Below are 20,435 nucleotides of genomic sequence, written 5' to 3'. Positions count from 1 at the left end.
GGTCTTGCCTGAAAGAAACGTGTAAACGAGAAAGCACTTGACGTACATTTGTACTATCATGCTGATAGCATGATGGCTAGAGGCATATGCCTTTTTTTTAAGAGGAGGTAAAGCAATGAGCACTACCCTCAACTATGTACAGCCAGCACTCTCTAAGTCAAAGAACATTATTAAGAAGAACCGGACCGACCTCTTCGTCCTCAACTTTATGCACACGCGTTTGCGTTGCCTGCTAGAGCAACCCATACTTGAGGAAGATGAGAAACAGCCCTGGCTGCACACACTTGTAGAGCCAAATAACCGTGCGCATCGGATCGCCATCTATCGACCAGATGTTCTGAAAAGCGCCCCTCAGCTCTCCTTCGTTGGCTTCGTGAGCCAGCGGCGTTCACAACTTCCGCCCTGCCTGGTTGACGAGATCAGCCGCATAGATCAGGAGCTACTGGTAAACGTGGCTAATGTACCGAGTCTGGTGAGCTACTCCTCGTTCGCGCTACGTCCTCGCCTCTGGTATAACCTGGTGCTTTTTCAAGGTTCGGGCCTGGGTACACACCTCAAAGGGATGGCCGGGCATACCTATGCGGCATATGAGCTGGCGCCCGCTTACTATGACTGGATTCGCCTACATCAAGGCATGCTTACGCCTGCTTCACAAGATGCCTTACAACTACACACCAGCCGCTATTATCTCTTCGAAGGCATGCAAAAATCAGTGGTGGAACTGGTGACACTGAGCGGGAAGGAGCGGTGAGGAATATGACTGACCATCAAGAGCTACGAGTCGCGACCTATCTTTCGCCGCTGCTCTATGAGACCTACGCCTATATTACGCGCTATCTCGGCGAGCGCCTGGGCCTGGTCGCCACACTGCGTACCGGCGAGACCCTGGAAGAGCTGATAGCAGGCGAGCACAATATCGCCTTCCTCTGTGGTCTCCTCTACGTACGTCTTAGGGACAAGCCGACCTCGGAGGTCGAGTTACTGGCCGCGCCCACGCTCCACGGCGAGCGTTACCAGGGTAGGGCCATTTATTTCTCCGATATAGTAGTCCACCAGGAGAGTCCCTACACCACGTTCACCGATCTCTATGGGTCGAACTGGGCCTATAACGAGTTTTCGTCCCACTCGGGCTACAACCTGGTGCGCTATAACCTCTACCAGCGCGGACTGGACCCCAGTTTCTTTCGTAGCGCCCTCGCGACTGGCTCACACCTGCAATCGCTCCAGGCAGTGCACGATGGACGCGCCGACGTTACGGCCATCGATTCGCATGTGCTCGACGTTCTGCGCCTGCAACGGCCAGACTATGTGGCACAGTTCCGCATCATCGACGCGTTTGGTCCCTCAGGCGTACCGCCGCTCGTTATCTCAACCCGCCTGAAGCCACAACTCAGGCAAGAGATACGCGCGGCATTGCTCTCAATGCACCTGGACCCCGAAGCGGCCCAACACCTGCAAGCTGGTCGAATAGAGCGCTTCATCCCGGTCGCCGACTGCGCCTATGACGACATCCGCCACATGTTCGCCCTGGTGACAAGCAAATAAAATATCCTCCACGCATAGGCGCGGGGCGGCAATGCCGCCCCGCGCCTATGCGTAGTTCTGTTGGGATTTTGGGAGATGGGGAGCCCTTTCGCGTCATGGTGAGTAGGTTTCCACCTCATACACTTTAAACAAGGAATGTACCAATAATTTATGGCAAGGTGATGAAGGAGACGCCAGAGCCGGGATAGAAGGTCCAGTAGGAGAGCCTGGCGAAGCCACCGCCATTGTTATACCAGTTGTAGTTGCTGGTATAGACGGATCCGTCGGCATTGATGCTCTCGACATACGCCACGTGTCCAACACCGCCCGCTCCCTGCACTCCCGGCTGGAGAACAATGATTGCGCCCACACTCGGTTTAGAGGAGACACGCCAGCCATACTGGAGCGCTCCAGAGGCCCATTCCCAGGCATTGCCATACCAGGGCACCCAGACGCCAGTCACAGCATGAAAACGCATTGCAGCCCAGTAGGTACATTGCCCATAAGCTCCATGATTAGAGGAACCACCGGCCACCGAACCACCCGAACCGTTATCTGAGTAGCTAACATCATTATTGCCGTAAATCGAGACCGCCGTTGCCGTCGCTGCCTGGGAGAGAATCGAACTCTGATTGGGATCTTGCGAATCAGAGAGGTTAGTGGAATTGTTGAGGCCCAGGTTGGCGGGATTCGTGATGGCACTACCACTGGTGGGACCTCCCAGTGTATTTACCGCGAGCAGGCTTCCAACCATAATAAAGAGCATCAGGACCGCGACCGAGATCTGGATAACTGCGCGCCTCCCCTGTGGGGGGCGAATACTTGTTTCGCGTTTCCCTTCGCCCTTGATAAGCAGAGGCTCGCGTAGAGCGGTCGTCTTGCTCTTGCCCAGCATCCCGGTTTGGGCCTTATTTTGGGCATGATACGGAAGCGGCGTGGTAGGATTGGGCGCCAGTAATGCCCTGGTCGTGTTGGGCGACCCGAGCGGTCCCGTCTGCCCATACTCTGGAGTAGGCGCTATAGGAGTAGGCGCGCCACCCCCGGCATTGTGGGCATTAGGGGCATTATAAAAAGCTTGCTGATCACCAGTAAACACACCGGTTCCACTGTAAGGGCCTGGACCATAAATAGGTTTTAGATCCGTCGGTTCTCGATCCATCGCAGACATGCAAATACATCCTTCAAAAGCTCTTGAAAAGCAAATATGTGTATAGCCGTTAATGCTAGATTTTTCTCTTTAGAGATAACTCTACAGAAGATGCTATTCGTGGGTCAAGCTTTGCATCCACAAATAGGAGTATATGGCTGTAAGATTGGTATGTAGAATATAAAAATTGTGTGTTTATGGCGGTGTGGGCGTTGCCCACGCCGCCATAAACACACAATTTTTATATTCCTATTAATCACTCAGTTATACCTGAAATAGGAGAAAAAGGAAGGAGATGCAAGATGCGGATACTGATCGCCGAGGATGATCTCTTCGTCGGAGAAAGCATGAAGACGGGGCTGGAGCGCCAGCGCTATGTTATCGACCTGGTGAACAATGGCAAACAGGCCCTGGCGCTGGGAGGCTTAGAGCCCTATGACCTGGTCATTCTGGATGTCTTACTCCCCGACATGGACGGTTTTGACATTTGCCGGACCTTGCGCGAGCAGGGGCAGACCATGCCCATCCTCTTTCTCACAGCGCTCGACGGTGTCGACTATCGCGTGAACGGCCTGGATATCGGCGGGGATGACTATCTGACCAAGCCCTTTGCCTTTCGCGAGTTGGAGGCGCGTGTGCGGGCGCTGCTACGGCGCGAGGGACCCAGCAAGACGTCACAACTCAAATTTCTGGACATAACCCTTGATACTATCAACCATCAAGTGTGGAGGGGAGAGCGCAAGGTCAATCTGACACGCAAGGAGTATCTCCTGCTAGAGTTCTTGATGCACAATCCCAGGCAGGTCATTAGCCGGACCATGATTGCGGAACATATTTGGGAGAGCGACGCGGAAAACCTCTCCAACGTTATCGATGTCTATGTACGCTACGTGCGGCGCAAACTATGTGAACAAGGAGAATCCGATGTTATTCACACCATCAGAGGCTTCGGTTACCAGCTTAAAGAGCCATAGCAAGTACAGGCATGCATGGCCGCTAGGCATACGCGCCCAGGTAGCCCTCTGGACGAGCATGGTCTTTGTGCTCCTCTTGCTGCTCTTTGGCACGCTCTTCTACATGCAATTACGTGCAACCCTCAATCACAACATAGACACCTCCCTGCTCGTGCGCGCACAACATATTACCAGTGGGCTAAACTATAAGAAAAAGATGGAACAGCAGGCCAGTGGACAGAGCCCAATCTACGAGCAATGGCAGGAACACAAGAACGAGGCTATCGAGATGATGCGCCTTCAGCCCAACCTCGCCGTGGACATGGAGGGACCCGTGCGCATCATTGGGCCGGACAACACCGAGATCTACAGCTCGCCAACCTTCCAGGTGCTAAAATTGCCGGAAGCCATTGAGCAAAACACCAGTAAAGGCAAGGCCTGGATTGGTACAGTGAGCGCACGCGATGGACAGGAGGTGCGCCTCTATAGCCTGCCCCTGATCGACCATGGCAGCGTCTATGGCCTGGTACAGGTGGGTACCTCGCTGGCCGCGCTGGACGCTACCCTCAATAATGTCATATACGAACTCGTACTGCTTGGTCCCCTGGTACTGCTCCTGGGGGGATTCGGCAGCTACCTGCTAGCCTGCAAGGCCTTCCAGCCTATTGGGCGCCTGACCAGTGCCGCGCGTACCATCGCCGTGGGCGACCTCACGCAGCGCGTGCCCGTCCCACGCGCCCAGGACGAGGTACAGCGCCTGGCTCTGACCTTCAACGAGATGCTGGCCTCACTTGATGCCATGTTCGCGCGCCAGCGCCGCTTCACGGCAGATGCCGCGCATGAGTTGCGCACCCCCGTCGCCGCCATCCGCAGCCTGGCGGAGGTCGCCCTCTCTGAGCGCAGTGAACCCGAAATGTACATGCATGTCCTGCAAAACATCACCAGTGAATCCGAACGCCTGGGCGAACTGATTCGCGACCTGCTGGTCCTGGCACGAGCCGACGAAGGACAGGCAAGCTTTGAGCACGAGCCTGTACGCCTGGACCTCCTGGCTCAGGGCGCGGTCGCGACCATGGAGCACCTGGCACAGGAGCGGGCCGTGCATCTCAGTGTCCAGGCAAGAGAGCAGGTACAGGTCATGGGCGACGAGGCACGCCTGATCCAGGTCGTCCTCAACCTGGTCGAGAATGCTCTTGTCTACACCAACCCGGGCGGCAACGTCACAGTCGAAACAGGCATAGAGCAGGAGCGAGCCATACTCCGCGTGCGCGACACGGGGATTGGCATCGCGCCAGAGCACCTCCCTCATGTCTTCGAACGCTTCTACCGCACCGACAAAGCCCGCTCCCGTGCGGCAGGCGGGACCGGCCTGGGCCTCTCCATCGTCGAATGGATCATCCACACGCACGGTGGCACTATCGACGTCCAGAGCCAGCCTGAGCAAGGCTCACTCTTCAGCATCAGCCTCCCCTTAGCCAGGCAAACAGAGACACATAAGGGAGAGAACGCCGCAAATTACCCTAAAAAACAAGTAAGAACAAGTGCTAAACTGGCCTGTTCCCCCTTATGAGCTCCTGAGGCTTGGAATGATAGATACTCAGCCAATAAACCTTTCTGTGTTATATAATGTGCGGCATGGATACAACTGAGAATGGGAAGAATATAGTGGTGCCCAATCGGGTTCGACAAAGGGCCAGCCAATCGGGCCCGCAAACCGAGCGGTGGCTGAGAGACCTGCCTCAACTCATCGTCGACCTTGAGCGACATTGGAAGCTTCGCATTGGCCAACCACTCTCCGGGGGGTCATCTGCGTATGTTGCTCGGGCAAAGACTGCTGATGGGAATGACGCAGTGGTAAAGTTAGGTATGCCTAGCGATGATTTTGCGGAAGAAATAGATACACTAGCCCGAGCGAGGGGCCGAGGCTACGTCCGGATACTGCAGTTTGATTATGATCGACGAGCTATCCTTCTGGAACAGCTAGGACCATCCATGGTGGACCTGAAGCTACCGCCAGAGCGTACCATCGCACTGCTCTGTACAATGCTCAAGCAAGCCTGGCTAACGCCGCTGGCTGCAGGCCAGACAATCGCAGCACCCGATTATAAGGCGCAAACTCTGGCGCAGCTTATAACCGATCTGTGGGAGAAGCTTGAGCGGCCATGCTTCGAGGGACTGACCTCTCAAGCGCTCAAATTTGCGCGTCGACGTATGGCTGCCTTTGATCCTGGCCGGTGCGTCGTTGCGCATGGGGATCCCCACCCGGCAAATGCTCTCCAGGTCAGCACTCTACGTGTTGGGGCGGAGTCAGGATTTGTATTTGTAGATCCTAATGGTTTTCTTTGTGAGCCAGAATACGATCTTGGTGTGGTACTACGTGATTGGTGTTCAGAGTTGCTCGCGGCACCCGATACAGTTGTACTCGCACGCAAGTATTGCCGGTTATTGGCTGACGAATCGGGTTTCGATGAAGCCAGCATTTGGGAGTGGGGCTTTATCGAGCGCGTCTCGACTGGCCTTTATATTTCTGCCTATGGATCAAGAGAACTGGGACAGCCGTTTTTTGAGACAGCGCAACGTTTACTTGATGGGTAGTCACTTTCCCCTTTAAGGCTGAATTTATAGAGTAAAAGTGATCTTGGATTCACCCTCTAAAAGCGGCTTCATCATATTCTCATAAAAACTCGCTATATTGCATATGTAACCGAAATGGACACGGCGAAATAAATATTATAGGGAGGAACAACGCCATGACTCACTACACAAACAACTATAACCGCTATGAGTATGGCAGCACGCCTGCATATGCATATGTAGAGCACATTAACCACACACATCTTGAGATGGAGACCCTCAAACGCCTGTGCCGCCAGGATGCGGACACGATCCTGCTCGACCTCTCCAGCGAGTACGACGACTACGCAGACTATGGCTCCGGCGGACCCGCCCAGGCCTACCTTTCCACCAGGTCATAAAAAAGCAGCGGTCGGCAAGCCTGTGGCTTGCCGACCGCTGCTTTTCCATCTTTTATCCCCAGCGCTGACGCAGGCGGGGAAGAATCTCTTTGGCGTAGAGCTGTAGGAAGCGCGACTGATCGTCGCCGGGAGCGTGGAAGATCAGATGCGTAAAGCCCAGTTCGATGTAGGGACGAATCTGCTCTATGTGCTCATCGGGATCGCTGGAGACGAGCCAGCGGCGATGGGCCTGGTCCTCAACGCTTTTAGCCTTCTCCTCCATCTCACGGGCATCGTGAATGCTGACCTTGTCCTCGGCGGGAAGCGCCAGGGCAGCCCAGATACGCGTATCCTTCAGGGCGCGATCCTTGTCGGTATCGAAGGAGACCTTGACCTCAATGGTACGCTCGACGCTCTGCGGATCTTTGCCCGCGGCCCGCGCGCCCTCCTCCATGGCTGGCAATAACTTGTCGCGATAGAGCTCATCGCCCTTGCCGGAGGTACAGATAAAGCCGTCACCCTCACGGCCCGCGAACTTGGCAGCCACCGGGCCACCCGCGCCGATATAGATGGGAACAGGCTGCTTGGGCTTATCATAGATAGTCGCGTTCAGCGTATGGTAATATTCTCCGTTAAAGGTTACCATATCTTCCTGCCAGAGCTGCTTGATCAGGCGTACCGACTCACGCAGGCGCGCCAGGCGCTCCTTGGCCTCAGGCCACTGCATACCCGTGACCGCGACCTCGTTTAGCGACTCACCAGAACCAACACCCAGAATGAAGCGTCCAGGATACATCAAACCCAGCGTGCCAAAGGCCTGGGCGACAACGGCGGGCTGATAGCGGAAGGTAGGCGTCAGGACACTGGTGCCCAGGACGATTTTTTTCGTACGCTCAGCCGCCGAGCCAAGCCAGGAGAGCGCGAAGGGCGCGTGCCCATTGGTATGGCGCCAGGGCTGGAAGTGATCACTGATCCAGACGCTATCAAATCCCAGGTCCTCCGCCTCAACCGTGAAATCGAGCAGTTCGCGTGGACCAAACTGCTCCGCGGATGCTTTATAGCCAAACTTCAAACGAGAAGTACTCATCGATATATTTCTCCTTCTAGTAAGCAAGTGCCTACTGGCAGTAGACGATATTTATTTTGCCTCTGTCAACCGTTTTGCCGCGTATAGATGAGCCTTAAAAACCTGTTTCCATTATATGCACTGGCATATGAATAAGAACACGGGCAAGGTGAGCATTTATGCCCAGGCCTGAAACATGTGACAAACATAGTGAAGCACGCGCTTACACATAAGACATATGTAAGCGCGTGCTTTAGCAGAGCGGCACCTCGCGTTAACTGACGATAGTGACGGCACTGGCAGGCACAAAGGCCTGGCGATGGTTATAGTTAATTTCATACCAGAGCTTACTGGTACCATCCTCAACGATGCTATACGCGGAGACAAAGGTCGCGCCAATTGGTGCATCCCCGATATAGTAGGAGTTGCTGGTGGTTGGTCGACCAGAGACCTGGATCGCTTTGCTACCTTTGCCCGTCAGCTTGATAACATGCGCGTTGGCACCGGAGATCGTGCTCTCAACCGCAGACCCGGCTGGCACGGCGAGCCAGACCTGTTTGGCATGCGCGGTGTGAGCTGGCGTGAAGCCTGGGTCTTGCTCGCCATACCAGATCTGGTACAGTGTATCACCCGTGCCCGCGGGGTCCGTTACCTTGCTGGTATAGGCATAGCTGATCCTGGCCTCAACATTGCTGGTCACGCCTGTGGCAGAGCCATTATCGGGATTGGGAATGATGCTTGAGGCGGTACTGCCACTTGTGTAGAGCGTGAAGAAGTTAAAGTTGGCACTTGTCTCGGTCCCATTTGTGCCATATGGCGCCTGACCGGTCGCGGGATCGACAGTGACAACGTTCGCCTTGTTGCTAGTGGGTGCGGCGGCAATGCCTTGCTGCTGAATCAAGTTAAAGTAATAGGGCCAGAGCCAGTAGGGACCTGGATCTTCATGGTTAGGGGTCGTCCCCAGAGTTGGCGCGGGAATGGTCCCATGCGAAACAATATGATCGTGCTCCAGAGGAATATGATACTTATTCAGCAAGTAGGCGACCAGCTTGGCCGAGGCCAGGTACTCGGTCGCGTTATACCACTGATAACCTGTGGCATCAAAGCCCGCGTGTTCAATACCGATTGTATGCTGGTTATACCAGTAGTTGCCAGCTTGATAGGCGATATCCTTCTCATGCAATAATTGATAGACGGTGCCATCGCCTCCCACAACATAGTGAATGCTGACACCACTATTGGGATCCTGGAAGACATTTAATCCGTCCTGCGCGGTCCCCTCAATGTCGTGAATCACGATATCGGAGATGCTATAGGAGCTGGGGCGACTAGCAGATTCATAGGTACAGGGGCTGCCATTAGAGACCACGTTACAATCAAAGGTCGTGGGACTGACGATACAATCGATGGCGCCAGGATATTCGACATTGGTGTCGCTGCTACAGCCAGCGGGAATCGTGGCGGTCGCAAGGGAGTTTGTCCCCAGGTGCGTAGACGTTACGTTTTGGGGCGCGAGCGTTACCAGTTCTTGGTTGTCGGCCCGTGCCTGAAAGCCCTGGCGTAAAATGCGATAGGTCTCATCAACGTACATCTGCGCAGTCGAGTGGGTCGTCGCGTTACTATAAAGGGCGATGGCATCGGCCCAGCCAGACAGCGTCCCGGGGAGGGTATGCGTCGCTGACAGCTTTAAGGCATCCTGCCGCAGAATATCGGCGCCACCGCGAATGTTTGTGGCCAGGTCACTTCGTAGCTGCGCGCTGCTGACATGCAGATCTTGCGCGGCCTGGTCCAGGGTATCCTGCTTCTTGCTTTTTACAAGGTGCATGCATCCATAACCCTGATCAATGCTGGGTGTACCGCCATGCATGCTTAAACGCCCTTCCATATAACAGAGGGCCTGTAAAAGCGGGACAGGGACATCCGTTTCATGAGAAGCTTGCAGAAAAGCCTGGTTAATCGAAGGACTGCTGGCTGCATAAGAGTGGGAGAAACTCAGACTGGTGAGGGTAAGAAGAAGGGAGAGGCCCATGAGCGTCTTCAGTAAAGCCCATAAAATACGTTTGTTCAAGGCAGAATCCTTTCACTTATCCTTGCGCGCTTCCTAAATAAAGCAGGCAAGGATTGCCTCAAGCAGAGAAATAATGCTCAAAACGTATGTGCAGGAGATATCCTTTGGGATTTGTTGATAGCGAGTTTTAGGGAATAGATAGCACCTCCTCCAAATAAATAATAAAGCAGCCTTATACATTTAATTACCACAATGTACCGCAAATTACAATATTTGCGAAGGCTGGGAATGTTTACGGCCCGCGCTGCTAATGCTCTTTTAAGAAATAACCCGAGAATGTCCGTGGGAAGCTGCGCTGCTAAAGCACGCGCCTACATATCATGGGACGAAGCACGCTGTACCATGATATTTCAGATTAATTTTTAAAAGAGCATAAGCGCGCGTCATCTTGACTTTACCTCCTTTTCTTCCTACACTTTATCCATACCCATCTACTTACCGCTCTCACATTTGTAGCCTGGCAAACAACTTAGGTATAACCTAAGCTTGACCAAGTTGCGCGTCCTCTATTTCACAGAAAGGGATTTCTATGCCTCTATCTCAGACATCCCATCGCCTATCCTCCTATTTGCGTCGTCTGGGTATCGCGACGTTGCTCGCGCTCTTTTGTCTGACGCTCACCCTGGGGCAAAGCACCCATGCAGCCACAGCCAAATCAAGTAAAGGGCAGAGCCAGTACGATGAATTCTGGCAGCAGAGCAGTTCCAGTGACTTCTCGACCTGGACCCTCAATGGCGTCGCCGTCTCCTCCAGTGGGGCAGTCACCCTCTCGCCGCATGCAGGCTTAAGCTGCACCACAGACGCGACAGATGGAGGCAGCACCAGCTTTGATGCGACATCTCAGCTCTGTCAGGGCCAGGACCCATATGCAGCTGGAGCCTACAACGGCAACAACTACTACAACGGTGGTTCATTCTACTACGGCACTATTACCTCGCCAACACACACAACTGCGCAAACCTTTACCGATCTCGTCGCCTCCTGGAATGCCACAACGCCCACAGGAACCTGGATTGAGACCCATGTGCGCGTCCTCGAGAATGGCACCTGGACGCACTGGTACAAGCTCCCCGTCTGGGCCAGTGACTTCAGTACCATTAAACGTCACAGCATCAACGGGCAATCCGACACTACCGGGAATGTGGCAACCGATACCTTCCAAACCGGTTCGCAGCCCGCCAGCGCGTACCAGCTCTCCCTCACACTCTTTACGACCTCACCTTCGACGACCTTGAGTTTGCGCCGTGCCACCGCTATGGTCTCCCATAACTCCACGACTGCGCCCACTGTCAACCCCGACCAGAGCGTGTGGGGAACCAACCTGAATGTGCCTCAGCGCTCGCAGATGCTGCCCGAATACCAGGGCCTGGGATATGGTGGCGGTGGTGAGGTCTGGTGTAGCCCAACCTCAACCAGCATGATCCTGGCCTACTGGTCTACTGTCCTCAATCAGCCAGACCTCAATCAGACCGTGCCGGACACCGCTCGCGATACCTATGACTACACCTACCAGGGCACGGGCAACTGGCCCTTTAATACCGCCTATGCCGGCTCGCATGGCTTGCATGCCTATGTTACACGCATGTACTCCATGAGCCAGATCGAGCAGTGGATCAAGGCCGGCGTGCCTATCGCGATCAGTATTGCCTACAAAAAAGGCGAGCTGCCTGGCACACCCATCCCCAGCTCCAATGGTCACCTGCTGGTAGTCCGTGGCTTTTCCTCGACTGGTGACGTCATCACCAATGATCCCGCCGCCTCCACCGATGCCAGCGTGCAGATCACCTACAGCCGCTCCGCGCTTCAGAGCGTCTGGCTCAAATATTCATATGGCACCGTGTATGTCATGTATCCTGAGAGCTGGACGACTCCCACAACCAACCGCCTGACCAACTGGTCCTAAATCTTAGGAGGGGTAGTCTCTACCGCTCTCTTTAACGTCCGGCGCTTTCATCTCTCCCCGCTTGAGGGAAGAGATGAAAGCGCCGTTCCTTTGGAAAGTGGATAAAAACAACAAAAAGTTCTCCTCCTGGAACAAGGCAGCCAGGAGGAGAACTTCGGCCTTCATATTAAAGGAAGAGCTTATGCAGTTAGCGATACCGTAGCTCGCGCCATCAAACTGGCAATATGCTCGGGGGCGAAGAACTCAGCAACTGGTACTGTGCGCTGTAGGACACCGAGATAGCGAGTTGACTCTTCCGGGTCAGCGGCAATAACGCTCAATAGAGTTTGCATATCAGGCGGTGGTGGTGCCAGAGTGGCAAACTGTATTGCGATCTGATACTGTGGCAGGCAAATTTCATTGCGCTCCCGCTCATACTCTGCCAGTGCCTCCTCCATTATTGTCTCTCCGGACAGGCCACGCGTAAGTGCTTTTGCCAACATCGCAGCATCTTCAAGGGCATCAGCAATACCCTGACCCAGGATGGGATCTTTGTGATAGCCAGCGTCACCCACCAGTGCCCAGCCAGGACCGTATGGCTTATGGAAGAAATTGGGAACGTGCCCGGTACCGATGAAACGACCCACTTGCTTTTCTCGACGCACCTGTGTAGCTAGTTCTGGTATCTGGCCCATGAGTTTGTAGAAATGGGTGGGTACATCGGTACGGATACGCGCAAAGTCTTCAATCGGCCACTGAGCGCCAACCAGCATCAGATTATCATTCGTGGGAATGCATACGGCGAAACGATAGGGACGGATATAGGCTTTCGGTCCTGGAACGGTGACATCACGGAAGAAACCATAGTAGCCGCAGGACAGGATTGGATTCACATGATATGCTTCTGGCTTAACAGTGCGGGCAACAAATGAGTGAACACCATCGGCACCAATCACGATACGCGCCTTCTCAGTCACGGTTGTTCCCTGTGCTGTACGGGCGCGAATGCCAGTAATACAACCATCTTCGTCCATGAGCAATTCTTGAACTGTGGTGTTATCACGGAACTCTGCCCCGGCCTCCACCGCTGCGGCTACCAGAATAGGGTCCAGCAAATACCGCCGTGGGGCACATGTAAAATCGACTTCATCAACCGGGTGAAAGCTGGCCTTCAGTTCTATTGGACCCAGATCGAACGTCGCTGAATGTAATTGCGGACAACCGGTTGCCAATACGTCATCTAACACACCCCAACGCTTCAACAAAGCCGTGCCTCGTGGATGGACAAGTAAACCGGACATAATATCAACCGGAAAACGAGCTTTATCGACGAGTAATACGCGATAGCCTTGACGAGCCAGCAACATAGCAACTGGTGCTCCAGCACAACGGGCGCCAATGACAATTGCATCATACATAGGGATTTTTCCGTCTCCTTATCAGCAAAAACTCTTTTCATTCAATAGCGTTTCCTATTCGATATATCAACGCAAGCTCAACTTTTTTTTGGCGCATAAAAATGAGAAAACCTCTACCTTGTAGCAACAGATAAAATTCCATCATCAAAGAGTGCTCAGTCATGATTCTCGTCAGGCCCTTTGGCTATTTCCAACTATGCCCGCTCTAGAGAATGGCTGTTTCTTTCCTGCTTTTTGTAACGTGATTGGGTAAGAGTAATTGACCTTCTCAAAGAAAGGAGACAGTAATGGCAGAAAGTGTATATAAGGTGATTCAACTGGTAGGCACCAGCAACGAATCATGGGAGAAAGCTGCCGCAGCCGCTATTGAACAAGCCTCACAAACCTTACGAGATTTACGCGTCGCGCGCATTGTTGAGCAAGACATCCATATCGAACCCGGGAAATCTCTAACCTACCGGGTCAAGATGGAACTCTCCTTCAAGTACGAGGAAGGCGCGTAATCAGTGATTAGATAACCTGCTCTGGCTAATTACTGGACAACATTGGCCAACTATAAGGTTGGGTGGTCCACTGATCAGATTAGTGGACCATCAAAGAAGACTACAACTCACAGCACTTGAGTGCTCCTCAAAATACACACGGAGGGTCGCCTCCAGGTGAGGCTTATGGTATGCTCTTACCACTAGGATGAGTGCAGTTATTCCAACGCAAACGTCGTTATGAAAAGCAAGGAAGACATCATGACCAGCATGAATGCGACCCTAAGGCAGCCCAGTGCTTATTTGCCGGTAGCTATGTCATTAGTGGCCCTGGCCCTGGTGCTAGGTTACGTTGCGATATTCGGCGTTACCCATGAGGCCGATGAGGGGGCAGCCGCCCATATTTGGCAACTACTCATGGTTCTACAGGTACCAATCATAGCATTCTTCGCCATCAAGTATTTCCCGCGACAGCCCAGGCAAGCGTTGCTAGTTCTAGCGCTCCAAATTGTCGCCGCACTTGCTGCCTGTGCCCCTGTTTTCTTCCTCAAACTATAGCTTCACCCCAAAGCATATCTTCTGAATAACTATAGAAATCATGACTATATGAAATACGCACAGGCATTCTTTGCCCTTCAGCTGGTTTTCGCAGAAAAGATGGCGGAGCTTGGAGGATATCCCTTCGCCGAAAGTGTACGGTGCAATACAGCCATGTACCGTATCCTGGGGCTGGACCGGGATCGAGATCCCAGTCTGTAGAAAATTACTTTCTCTTGCTCATTTAGCTATGACATCCGACAACTCATAAGCAATCGAGCATAAGGTCAGCGCTCTCCTTTTTAAAGCTAAGCACTATTTACCTGGATTTGATATTACCTTATAATATCTCTTGCTTCCACATCTTTAGCTTAAAATCAACATGCATCAGCTTATAACGGGCATTTGCAAAAGAACGCGAACATAATATTATTCAGTGCCTTTGGCAGGAAAGGTAAGTACTAATGAGTCAATTTGATGACGGCGACGAAGATTTGCATTGGGATGAAACAAGGCGTTGGGCAAATTTGCATTGGAATGAAACAAGACGTTGGGCAGAATACAACCAGATGGAAGAGTTACGCCAACAGGAAGAGCTACGCCAACAGGAAGAGCTACTCATGGAGGAGCAACGCAAGCAAGAAGATCTCTACATGGAAGAGGAGCAACGCAAGCAAGAAGATCTCTACATGGAAGAGAAAAAACATACCGATGATGAATATTATCGATCGCTAGCGCATATAAGATATGATGAAGCAAATAATGAATCAACCGGAATTGAAAGTTTTTATTTTGCGAAGCGGCCTCAAAGATCAGCAAGGGCAGCGAATGATGGTAGCCTCATTTTTCTCCTGGTTGCGGTGCTTGTTGGCCTGTTTCTCTACCTCATGTATACAGGGTCACTCCATTTTTAGAAATCAAATTATGATAGGAAACGGTAGTAACTGGTGAATTCACGTAGTGTGTGTGTAGCATCCCCATGCCGGCATAGGGATGCTACACACTACGTGAATTCACCACTAAGACTTTGCCTCTAAGCCTTCAGGCATGATGTCGCCAGCTACGCATCGCCCAGATCAGCGCACCAAGCAGGATCAGTAAGAGGTAGATGTGGTAAGCATAGGTGACGAAAAAGTCTACCAGTGCATGCTCAACATTTAGCATCATGTACACCTCCCTTGATTTGCCCGGCACTCGCAATCTGCGCTAACTCAACTCCACGAACAGGCGCTTCATGCCGAAAAGGAGGCTGTTACGCACCTGCTCAGGGAGTTCGTCTTCGGCGATGTGAATGGCTTTGATGCGCTGGGCAAGTTTTGTGAGAGCGATTTTGGTCTCCAGGCGGGCCAGGGGCGCTCCAATACAGAAGTGAATGCCATGGCCGAAGGATTGATGGCGATTGGGGTTGCGCTCGATGTCGAAGTGCTCAGGATTAGGAAAGATTTGTTCATCGAAGTTGGCCGAGAGGCGGTTGATCTGTACATACTCGCCCGCCTGGATTTGCTCACCGCCGATCTCGACATCTCGCTTTGCCACGCGCCCGAGAACAAGGTCATTGGGGCCAGCGCGAAATGGCGGCATATAGCGCAGGATCTCTTCTACGGCGCTGGGAACCAGCTCGGGTTGCCCGCGCAGGCGTTGGAAAGTCTCGGGATGCGCGTCGAAACAGAGAAAGGCATTGCCCAGGATATTCGTCGTCGTAATATTGCCCGCGATAAAGAGGGTAAAGCAGAAGCCGATCAATTCGTCATGGCTGAGATGCTCGCCATCGACCTCTGAGTTGATCAAGAGGCTGAGAATATCCTGGCGTGGCTCTCGTCTCCGCTCCTCAATTGAGCGCTCAAAGTATTCAGTGAAGAGCTTGTTGGCCTGCTCGGCCTCTTCATCGTCGCTGGTGAGCGCGTCATTCCAGGCCTTAAACTGGCGCCACTTCTCGCGCGGCATGCCCAGCATATCGGAGATGACCATCACGGGGAGCGGATTGGCAAAGCTATCCATCCAGTCCACGCGCTTACGGGCAAGCACTTCGTCGAGCAGTTCATCGACTATATGCTCGATCTGGGGCGCCATCTCGGCAATGGTACGAGCCGAGAAGCTTGCCGTCAGTAGGGAACGCATCTGGCGATGGCGCGGCGGGTCCAGTTCGATGATGCTTGGCTGGTCTCTTCTGGGTCCCGGCCTGCGATCGCGATTGAGGCTGCGCTCGGAGGAGAAAGTGGCATAGTCGCTCTGCACACGCACCACGTCCTCATAGCGGAAGACGAGCCAGCTCTTGCTCTCGTCATCAAACACGACCGGGTGAGATGCGCGCATCGAACGGCACCATTCACGCAACTGCTCATGATAGACTCTAGGCTCGATACTCAGGTCATCGATAAAGGCAGGAAGACGCATAAAACCTGTTCCCCTTTCTTATGCCAACAAGACAAAGCAACTGAGAACCTTGTTTCATTATACGCCTGCATGTATCAATACCTGCTTGCTATGCGCCGTCTTCAGCAGCCATGTTATATCTGCCTACCACGCGCCAGCGCCCCGGAAGCGCACCCAAACCACAGGCATTCCAGGACGCTCCATTCATTCTGTGAACCACTAGCCACTGAACGCTAAATTTCATTTGCGACCAGGCGCTCGAAGCCCCAGCGGCGTCCATACTCGTCCATCTCGATGACACTGTGCTTGAGACGGGCCTCCTCGGCAGCGAAGGCCAGCAGGTGGCTCTGGACAGAGGTCGCCGCAGCCGTCAGGCCAGTCTCTCGCCCCTCGCTACGGACCAGGCGCAGGAAGTCGCGTATGATACCAAAGTCGCCGCCACCATGCCCCTGCGGGCCTCCCTCATTAGAGAGGGTATAGACCTTATGTGTGCCTGTGCCGAACTCGTTGACCTCGATCTGGTTAGTGTCGCGCGCCATGGTTCCCCACATCTCGCCCTTTGTACCCATGAGCTTGATCTTGCGTGTCACGTCATCGGTAAAGGCACACATGGTGAAAGCGGCGGTGACATCGTTGTCAAATTGGAGGTTCACGACCTGGTGATCTACGACATCGTTGTCACAGTGATAGACACAGCGGCCATATGGTCCCTCCTCTAGGGCTTTCATCAGGGCCTGGCGGCTGGTATCGACACTGACAACCGAGGCAGGCCAGCCGTCCTTGCCTGTCAGATAAAACTTTGGCGCATAGTAGGCACAGGTATGCGCCGCCGGACAGCCATCGGTACAGCGCATGGGCGCTCCTGGAGGTGCGTTCTCCAACTTAAAGTGGGTCAGGGTGCCGAAGGAAGAGAGCCGCGTACAGTTGGCGTCCGCGAGCCAGAGCAGGATATCCATGTCATGGCAGGACTTGGCGAGGATCATGGGGCTGGAGAGCGCGGTATTGCGCCAGTTGCCACGCACATAGCTATGGGCATAATGCCAGTAAGCAACATTCTCGCTATGCTCAATCGATATCAAGCGACCAATCGCCCCTTCATCCAGCAGGCGCTTGAGGGTGCTGAAAAAGCTGGTAAAGCGCAACACATGGCAGATCGAAAAGACGCGCCCGACCTCAGCCGCGTATGCCCCCATCTTCACGCACTCCGCCGGGTCCGGCGACATAGGTTTCTCCAACAGAACATGGTAGCCCGCCTGGAGAGCCGCCATGGCGGGCTCAAAGTGCATACGGTCCTGTGTGCAGATCAAAACAGCATCAGCAAGCTTTGGCTGGCTTAACAGCTCACGCCAATCGGCGAAGACACGCTCAGCGGGGAGATTATGCAGTTGCTGAAACTTCGCTCTACGGCCAGAATTGATCTCGGCCACGGCCACAAATTCAAGCTCATAGGAGTTCTGTAAGGCATAGCTACCATAGCTCTCCATTCCTCGTGAACCCGCGCCAATCAACGCAATAGTTACCTTCTTCATAAAGATCCTCCTTGCAAATAGCATCCACAGTTACCAATGACTATACCACCTTCCGCTACTGTTTAAGACTGCACCACATAGAATTTCGTGACAAAAGCATACACATGTAACGATATAGCGATTGCTCCGACGAAGTATATGGAAGACCCAGCAAGCAGCAGGGTGGCTACTTGCACATGGAATTTGGATATACCAGTCGCTACTAGATAGGCTAATAGATATGCATAGACGCAAACTCACACGACCAGAGGTGAGCAGCAACGTTCTTCATAAAAAGAGATTGCCATGCTCCGCGCTGGCGCTGTTGATAATTGCACTCTTACTACAGGCCTGCGCGGCAAGTAGCCAGGGCACGGCTTCCAGGTCGTCAAATAACCAGTATAAACAGTATGCCAGCAGACATGACGCTATCGAGCCACAAGTGCTCTCGCCAATCACGCCCACAATGCTACAGGCAGCGCAGACAAAGCTTACCATCCTGAAGAGCAAGATTGATCAACTCAAAGTCCCAGGCAAGCAGCAAGACATCTATCTCCAGCATTACCGAGCAGAACAGGATGCCCTATATCGAGTCAGTTCGAGCCAGGATTATATCCAGGTCCTGATCCAGATTAATACAAATATCACTGAGGTCGAGAGTGAGGCCGCCCAAGGAAATAGCTATACACTCGTGGCAACTCTCCAGCAGGAGGCCCAGGACTGGGGTGACGCACATAAATGGCATGATGCATATGATCAGAAAGGCTACCAGCTTGATAGCGGCTATCTGAGCCTGGAACGCGGCTATGGAGCCGTGCCATATCTTTACAGAAGATTGGCCAGCGTAGGTTCTGCAGCTTATCCAGAAGTCAAAGATACCCTCTTACACCTCGCAATGCTGGAGGCAAACTTTGCTGATCCTACCCCCTATAATCAGGTTCACGCTACAGATAAGTACCTGCTAACGTACTATCATCTGCAGGACAGCTTGGTATTCGTGGTCTCTATGACCGAGCAAGCCATGCGTGTCTACCAGAATGGGCAATTGATACGTTCCTTCCTGGTAACCACCGGGCGCTATGATAGGCCCTCGCCTCCTGGACTCTGGAGCGCAGGAAACCACCTGACGCATGTGCCTTTTATCTCCTACGAAGCTCCAGGATCGCCCGACTACTATGATCCCATCATGGTAAATTACGCAGTCCAGTTTCGCGCGGATGGCTATTTCTTCCATGATTCCTGGTGGCGTAAGGATTATGGTCCGGGAACACAGTTTCCCCACCAGGATTCAGGCAAGAACAAAGACGCCAGCGTAGGCAGCCATGGCTGCGTCAATCTGCCAACAAACGAAATGGCCTGGGTCTATCAACAGGCCAGGGCTGGCACCAAATTTATCATCTACTAAGGGCACTACGCTGCTAAAGCACGCATCTACATATCATGGGAGGGAGCAGACCGCGTCCCATGATATGTAAGGGCTTGGCGAGGTTGCCAAGCCCTCCTGGGTCTCCCGCACTTTCGATGATTCAGGGATGTGTTCAGTACTCGGCCTGGTAGAGAGGAAAAGGAAGAGACATCAGCATACAATTCCTTGTTTTGAAAGAAAGAGAGCTTCTAAGGCTGTAGGCTCACAAAGGACCGTTCGTCTGGGAGGACGTGCAATATTCCCTGTCCAACTAGTGAGACATCACCGCCTACCAACACGGACCGCACATCGTGCGGTTGCCCCTCGACACGAATACGCATCTGACTGGGCCTCCCTGTAAAGCGCCCCTGTTGCAGCAGAAACTCCTGTCCAGGCTGGATGTAAGCGTGTTTCGCCAGGTATGCACCAACTGTCCCAGCGGCGCTCCCTGTCGCAACATCTTCCAGCAAGCCATCGTTATTCCAATGTCTGCCTTCACGCGTTGGAATATCGAGGACGTAGGCAAATTGCGCGCCCACTTGAGCCAGGAGGCTCTCAAACGCTGGATAAACGATGCGGGCGCGTTCCAACCCTTGTTTAATGGGTACAATCAGGTAGCGCAGTCCGGTACTAACAACCTCTAACGGAAGATTGGCATAGAGATCATCCGGCACAAGATTCAGGGCCGAGAGCAATTCACCAATGTCTTTCTGCGCCACTTCATTGAGGAATTTGGGCTGGCCCTGGTCGAGCAGCGCCCGATAGTGCTCCCCGTTTTGCTCAGTTGTCACCTGCACCGTTTTTTGCTTCAGCACGAAGCTCCATGTGCGCGTTCCTGATGCGCCACGCAGGGCGTGCAAGACACTTGCCGCTCCTAACAGAGGATGGCCAGCAAAATCAAGCTCTTCATGCAGATCAAAAACCCGCGCTCTAATGGTGGTTCCTTCCTTCGTTGGAAAGAGGAAAATCGACTCGAAATGGTGCATCTCCTGGGTAATGCACAGCATCTGCTCGCTACTCAGGCTGTCGCCTTCTGGAAAGACGGTCAAGCTATTGCCAGTAAATGGTCGAGCACTGAACACATCGACATGATGATAGCCAAGATATTGGATATCCAT

19 protein-coding genes are annotated in these 20,435 nt (G+C 53.2%); 11 read left to right on the top strand and 8 right to left on the bottom strand.

All coding sequences use genetic code 11. The features are described from left to right. The first annotated feature begins 115 nt into the window (after positions 1-115). Together JMJ04_RS27395 and JMJ04_RS27390 are read left to right on the top strand one after the other, a co-directional pair. Positions 116-751, top strand: a complete 636-nt coding sequence (locus JMJ04_RS27395; RefSeq protein ID WP_201373586.1) for a hypothetical protein — start codon at positions 116-118, stop codon at positions 749-751. Between the two features lie 5 nt (positions 752-756). Next, complete coding sequence (locus JMJ04_RS27390) at positions 757-1,545, top strand: PhnD/SsuA/transferrin family substrate-binding protein (protein WP_201373585.1); 789 nt, start codon at positions 757-759, stop codon at positions 1,543-1,545. Positions 1,546-1,693: 148 nt separating this feature from the next. On the opposite strand, the gene JMJ04_RS27385 is transcribed toward JMJ04_RS27390, so the two are convergent. After that, the gene (locus JMJ04_RS27385) at positions 1,694-2,692 is read right to left on the bottom strand and encodes a CHAP domain-containing protein (protein WP_201373584.1); all 999 of its coding nucleotides are present in this window, start codon (positions 2,690-2,692) and stop codon (positions 1,694-1,696) included. 281 nt (positions 2,693-2,973) lie between these two features. On the opposite strand from JMJ04_RS27385, the gene JMJ04_RS27380 reads away from it, so the two are divergent. The 4 genes from JMJ04_RS27380 (at position 2,974) to JMJ04_RS27365 (ending at position 6,599) form a co-directional block, all read left to right on the top strand. Next, on the top strand, positions 2,974-3,645 hold the full coding sequence (locus tag JMJ04_RS27380) for a response regulator transcription factor (protein ID WP_201373583.1): 672 nt from the start codon (positions 2,974-2,976) through the stop codon (positions 3,643-3,645). Further along, complete coding sequence (locus tag JMJ04_RS27375) at positions 3,596-5,194, top strand: HAMP domain-containing sensor histidine kinase (RefSeq protein ID WP_201373582.1); 1,599 nt, start codon at positions 3,596-3,598, stop codon at positions 5,192-5,194. The genes JMJ04_RS27380 and JMJ04_RS27375 overlap by 50 nt, the downstream gene beginning before the upstream one ends. 65 nt (positions 5,195-5,259) lie before the next feature. Then, a complete protein-coding gene (locus JMJ04_RS27370) occupies positions 5,260-6,219 on the top strand; it encodes an aminoglycoside phosphotransferase family protein (RefSeq protein ID WP_201373581.1) in 960 nt (319 codons plus the stop codon). A 155-nt stretch (positions 6,220-6,374) separates the two neighbouring features. After that, complete coding sequence (locus JMJ04_RS27365; protein WP_201373580.1) at positions 6,375-6,599, top strand: hypothetical protein; 225 nt, start codon at positions 6,375-6,377, stop codon at positions 6,597-6,599. A 52-nt stretch (positions 6,600-6,651) separates the two neighbouring features. Here the strand turns inward: JMJ04_RS27365 and fgd are convergent, their stop codons facing one another. Then, on the bottom strand, positions 6,652-7,665 hold the full coding sequence (gene fgd / locus JMJ04_RS27360; protein ID WP_007915232.1) for a glucose-6-phosphate dehydrogenase (coenzyme-F420): 1,014 nt from the start codon (positions 7,663-7,665) through the stop codon (positions 6,652-6,654). Positions 7,666-7,918: 253 nt separating this feature from the next. After that, a complete protein-coding gene (locus JMJ04_RS27355; RefSeq protein ID WP_201373579.1) occupies positions 7,919-9,712 on the bottom strand; it encodes an N-acetylmuramoyl-L-alanine amidase in 1,794 nt (597 codons plus the stop codon). A 529-nt stretch (positions 9,713-10,241) separates the two neighbouring features. Here JMJ04_RS27355 and JMJ04_RS27350 point away from each other — a divergent pair. Beyond that, positions 10,242-11,615 (top strand): C39 family peptidase, encoded by a 1,374-nt coding sequence (locus tag JMJ04_RS27350; protein WP_201373578.1) that lies wholly within the window; start codon positions 10,242-10,244, stop codon positions 11,613-11,615. A gap of 179 nt (positions 11,616-11,794) precedes the next feature. On the opposite strand, the gene JMJ04_RS27345 is transcribed toward JMJ04_RS27350, so the two are convergent. After that, the gene (locus JMJ04_RS27345; protein WP_201373577.1) at positions 11,795-13,012 is read right to left on the bottom strand and encodes an FAD-dependent oxidoreductase; all 1,218 of its coding nucleotides are present in this window, start codon (positions 13,010-13,012) and stop codon (positions 11,795-11,797) included. Positions 13,013-13,299: 287 nt separating this feature from the next. Here JMJ04_RS27345 and JMJ04_RS27340 point away from each other — a divergent pair, with 287 nt between their 5' ends. The 3 genes from JMJ04_RS27340 (at position 13,300) to JMJ04_RS27330 (ending at position 14,945) form a co-directional block, all read left to right on the top strand. Further along, positions 13,300-13,515: a dodecin family protein gene (locus JMJ04_RS27340; protein ID WP_201373576.1), complete on the top strand. Its 216-nt coding sequence runs from the start codon at positions 13,300-13,302 to the stop codon at positions 13,513-13,515. A 240-nt stretch (positions 13,516-13,755) separates the two neighbouring features. Beyond that, the gene (locus JMJ04_RS27335; protein WP_201373575.1) at positions 13,756-14,052 is read left to right on the top strand and encodes a hypothetical protein; all 297 of its coding nucleotides are present in this window, start codon (positions 13,756-13,758) and stop codon (positions 14,050-14,052) included. Between the two features lie 443 nt (positions 14,053-14,495). Next, positions 14,496-14,945 carry a hypothetical protein gene (locus JMJ04_RS27330; protein ID WP_201373574.1) on the top strand — a complete coding sequence of 150 codons (450 nt, stop codon included), beginning with the start codon at positions 14,496-14,498 and terminating at the stop codon, positions 14,943-14,945. A 127-nt stretch (positions 14,946-15,072) separates the two neighbouring features. Here the strand turns inward: JMJ04_RS27330 and JMJ04_RS48145 are convergent, their stop codons facing one another. From JMJ04_RS48145 to JMJ04_RS27320, 3 genes are all read right to left on the bottom strand, one after another. Continuing rightward, the gene (locus JMJ04_RS48145; RefSeq protein ID WP_007915245.1) at positions 15,073-15,198 is read right to left on the bottom strand and encodes a hypothetical protein; all 126 of its coding nucleotides are present in this window, start codon (positions 15,196-15,198) and stop codon (positions 15,073-15,075) included. 39 nt (positions 15,199-15,237) lie between these two features. Then, positions 15,238-16,425 carry a cytochrome P450 gene (locus JMJ04_RS27325; protein WP_201373573.1) on the bottom strand — a complete coding sequence of 396 codons (1,188 nt, stop codon included), beginning with the start codon at positions 16,423-16,425 and terminating at the stop codon, positions 15,238-15,240. A 212-nt stretch (positions 16,426-16,637) separates the two neighbouring features. Further along, entirely contained in the window at positions 16,638-17,933 is a 1,296-nt protein-coding gene (locus JMJ04_RS27320; RefSeq protein WP_201373572.1) for a Gfo/Idh/MocA family protein, read from the bottom strand. Positions 17,934-18,153: 220 nt separating this feature from the next. On the opposite strand from JMJ04_RS27320, the gene JMJ04_RS27315 reads away from it, so the two are divergent. After that, positions 18,154-19,317 carry a L,D-transpeptidase gene (locus JMJ04_RS27315; protein WP_201373571.1) on the top strand — a complete coding sequence of 388 codons (1,164 nt, stop codon included), beginning with the start codon at positions 18,154-18,156 and terminating at the stop codon, positions 19,315-19,317. A gap of 209 nt (positions 19,318-19,526) precedes the next feature. Here the strand turns inward: JMJ04_RS27315 and JMJ04_RS27310 are convergent, their stop codons facing one another. After that, positions 19,527-20,435: a PhzF family phenazine biosynthesis protein gene (locus JMJ04_RS27310; protein WP_201373570.1), complete on the bottom strand. Its 909-nt coding sequence runs from the start codon at positions 20,433-20,435 to the stop codon at positions 19,527-19,529.

Source organism: Ktedonobacter robiniae (assembly GCF_016587375.1).
GTDB classification, from domain to species: Bacteria; Chloroflexota; Ktedonobacteria; order Ktedonobacterales; family Ktedonobacteraceae; genus Ktedonobacter; species Ktedonobacter robiniae.
This window is presented reverse-complemented; position numbering and strand designations above follow the sequence as displayed.

Bases quoted from the DNA above. Each gene is read 5' to 3' on its own strand.
- JMJ04_RS27395 (WP_201373586.1), top strand. From the start codon at position 116: ATGAGCACTACCCTCAACTATGTACAGCCAGCACTCTCTAAGTCAAAG.
- JMJ04_RS27390 (WP_201373585.1), top strand. From the start codon at position 757: ATGACTGACCATCAAGAGCTACGAGTCGCGACCTATCTTTCGCCGCTG.
- JMJ04_RS27385 (WP_201373584.1), bottom strand. From the start codon at position 2,692: ATGTCTGCGATGGATCGAGAACCGACGGATCTAAAACCTATTTATGGT.
- JMJ04_RS27380 (WP_201373583.1), top strand. From the start codon at position 2,974: ATGCGGATACTGATCGCCGAGGATGATCTCTTCGTCGGAGAAAGCATG.
- JMJ04_RS27375 (WP_201373582.1), top strand. From the start codon at position 3,596: ATGTTATTCACACCATCAGAGGCTTCGGTTACCAGCTTAAAGAGCCAT.
- JMJ04_RS27370 (WP_201373581.1), top strand. From the start codon at position 5,260: ATGGATACAACTGAGAATGGGAAGAATATAGTGGTGCCCAATCGGGTT.
- JMJ04_RS27365 (WP_201373580.1), top strand. From the start codon at position 6,375: ATGACTCACTACACAAACAACTATAACCGCTATGAGTATGGCAGCACG.
- fgd (WP_007915232.1), bottom strand. From the start codon at position 7,665: ATGAGTACTTCTCGTTTGAAGTTTGGCTATAAAGCATCCGCGGAGCAG.
- JMJ04_RS27350 (WP_201373578.1), top strand. From the start codon at position 10,242: ATGCCTCTATCTCAGACATCCCATCGCCTATCCTCCTATTTGCGTCGT.
- JMJ04_RS27345 (WP_201373577.1), bottom strand. From the start codon at position 13,012: ATGTATGATGCAATTGTCATTGGCGCCCGTTGTGCTGGAGCACCAGTT.
- JMJ04_RS27340 (WP_201373576.1), top strand. From the start codon at position 13,300: ATGGCAGAAAGTGTATATAAGGTGATTCAACTGGTAGGCACCAGCAAC.
- JMJ04_RS27335 (WP_201373575.1), top strand. From the start codon at position 13,756: ATGACCAGCATGAATGCGACCCTAAGGCAGCCCAGTGCTTATTTGCCG.
- JMJ04_RS27330 (WP_201373574.1), top strand. From the start codon at position 14,496: ATGAGTCAATTTGATGACGGCGACGAAGATTTGCATTGGGATGAAACA.
- JMJ04_RS48145 (WP_007915245.1), bottom strand. From the start codon at position 15,198: ATGATGCTAAATGTTGAGCATGCACTGGTAGACTTTTTCGTCACCTAT.
- JMJ04_RS27325 (WP_201373573.1), bottom strand. From the start codon at position 16,425: ATGCGTCTTCCTGCCTTTATCGATGACCTGAGTATCGAGCCTAGAGTC.
- JMJ04_RS27320 (WP_201373572.1), bottom strand. From the start codon at position 17,933: ATGAAGAAGGTAACTATTGCGTTGATTGGCGCGGGTTCACGAGGAATG.
- JMJ04_RS27315 (WP_201373571.1), top strand. From the start codon at position 18,154: ATGCATAGACGCAAACTCACACGACCAGAGGTGAGCAGCAACGTTCTT.
- JMJ04_RS27310 (WP_201373570.1), bottom strand. From the start codon at position 20,435: ATGGATATCCAATATCTTGGCTATCATCATGTCGATGTGTTCAGTGCT.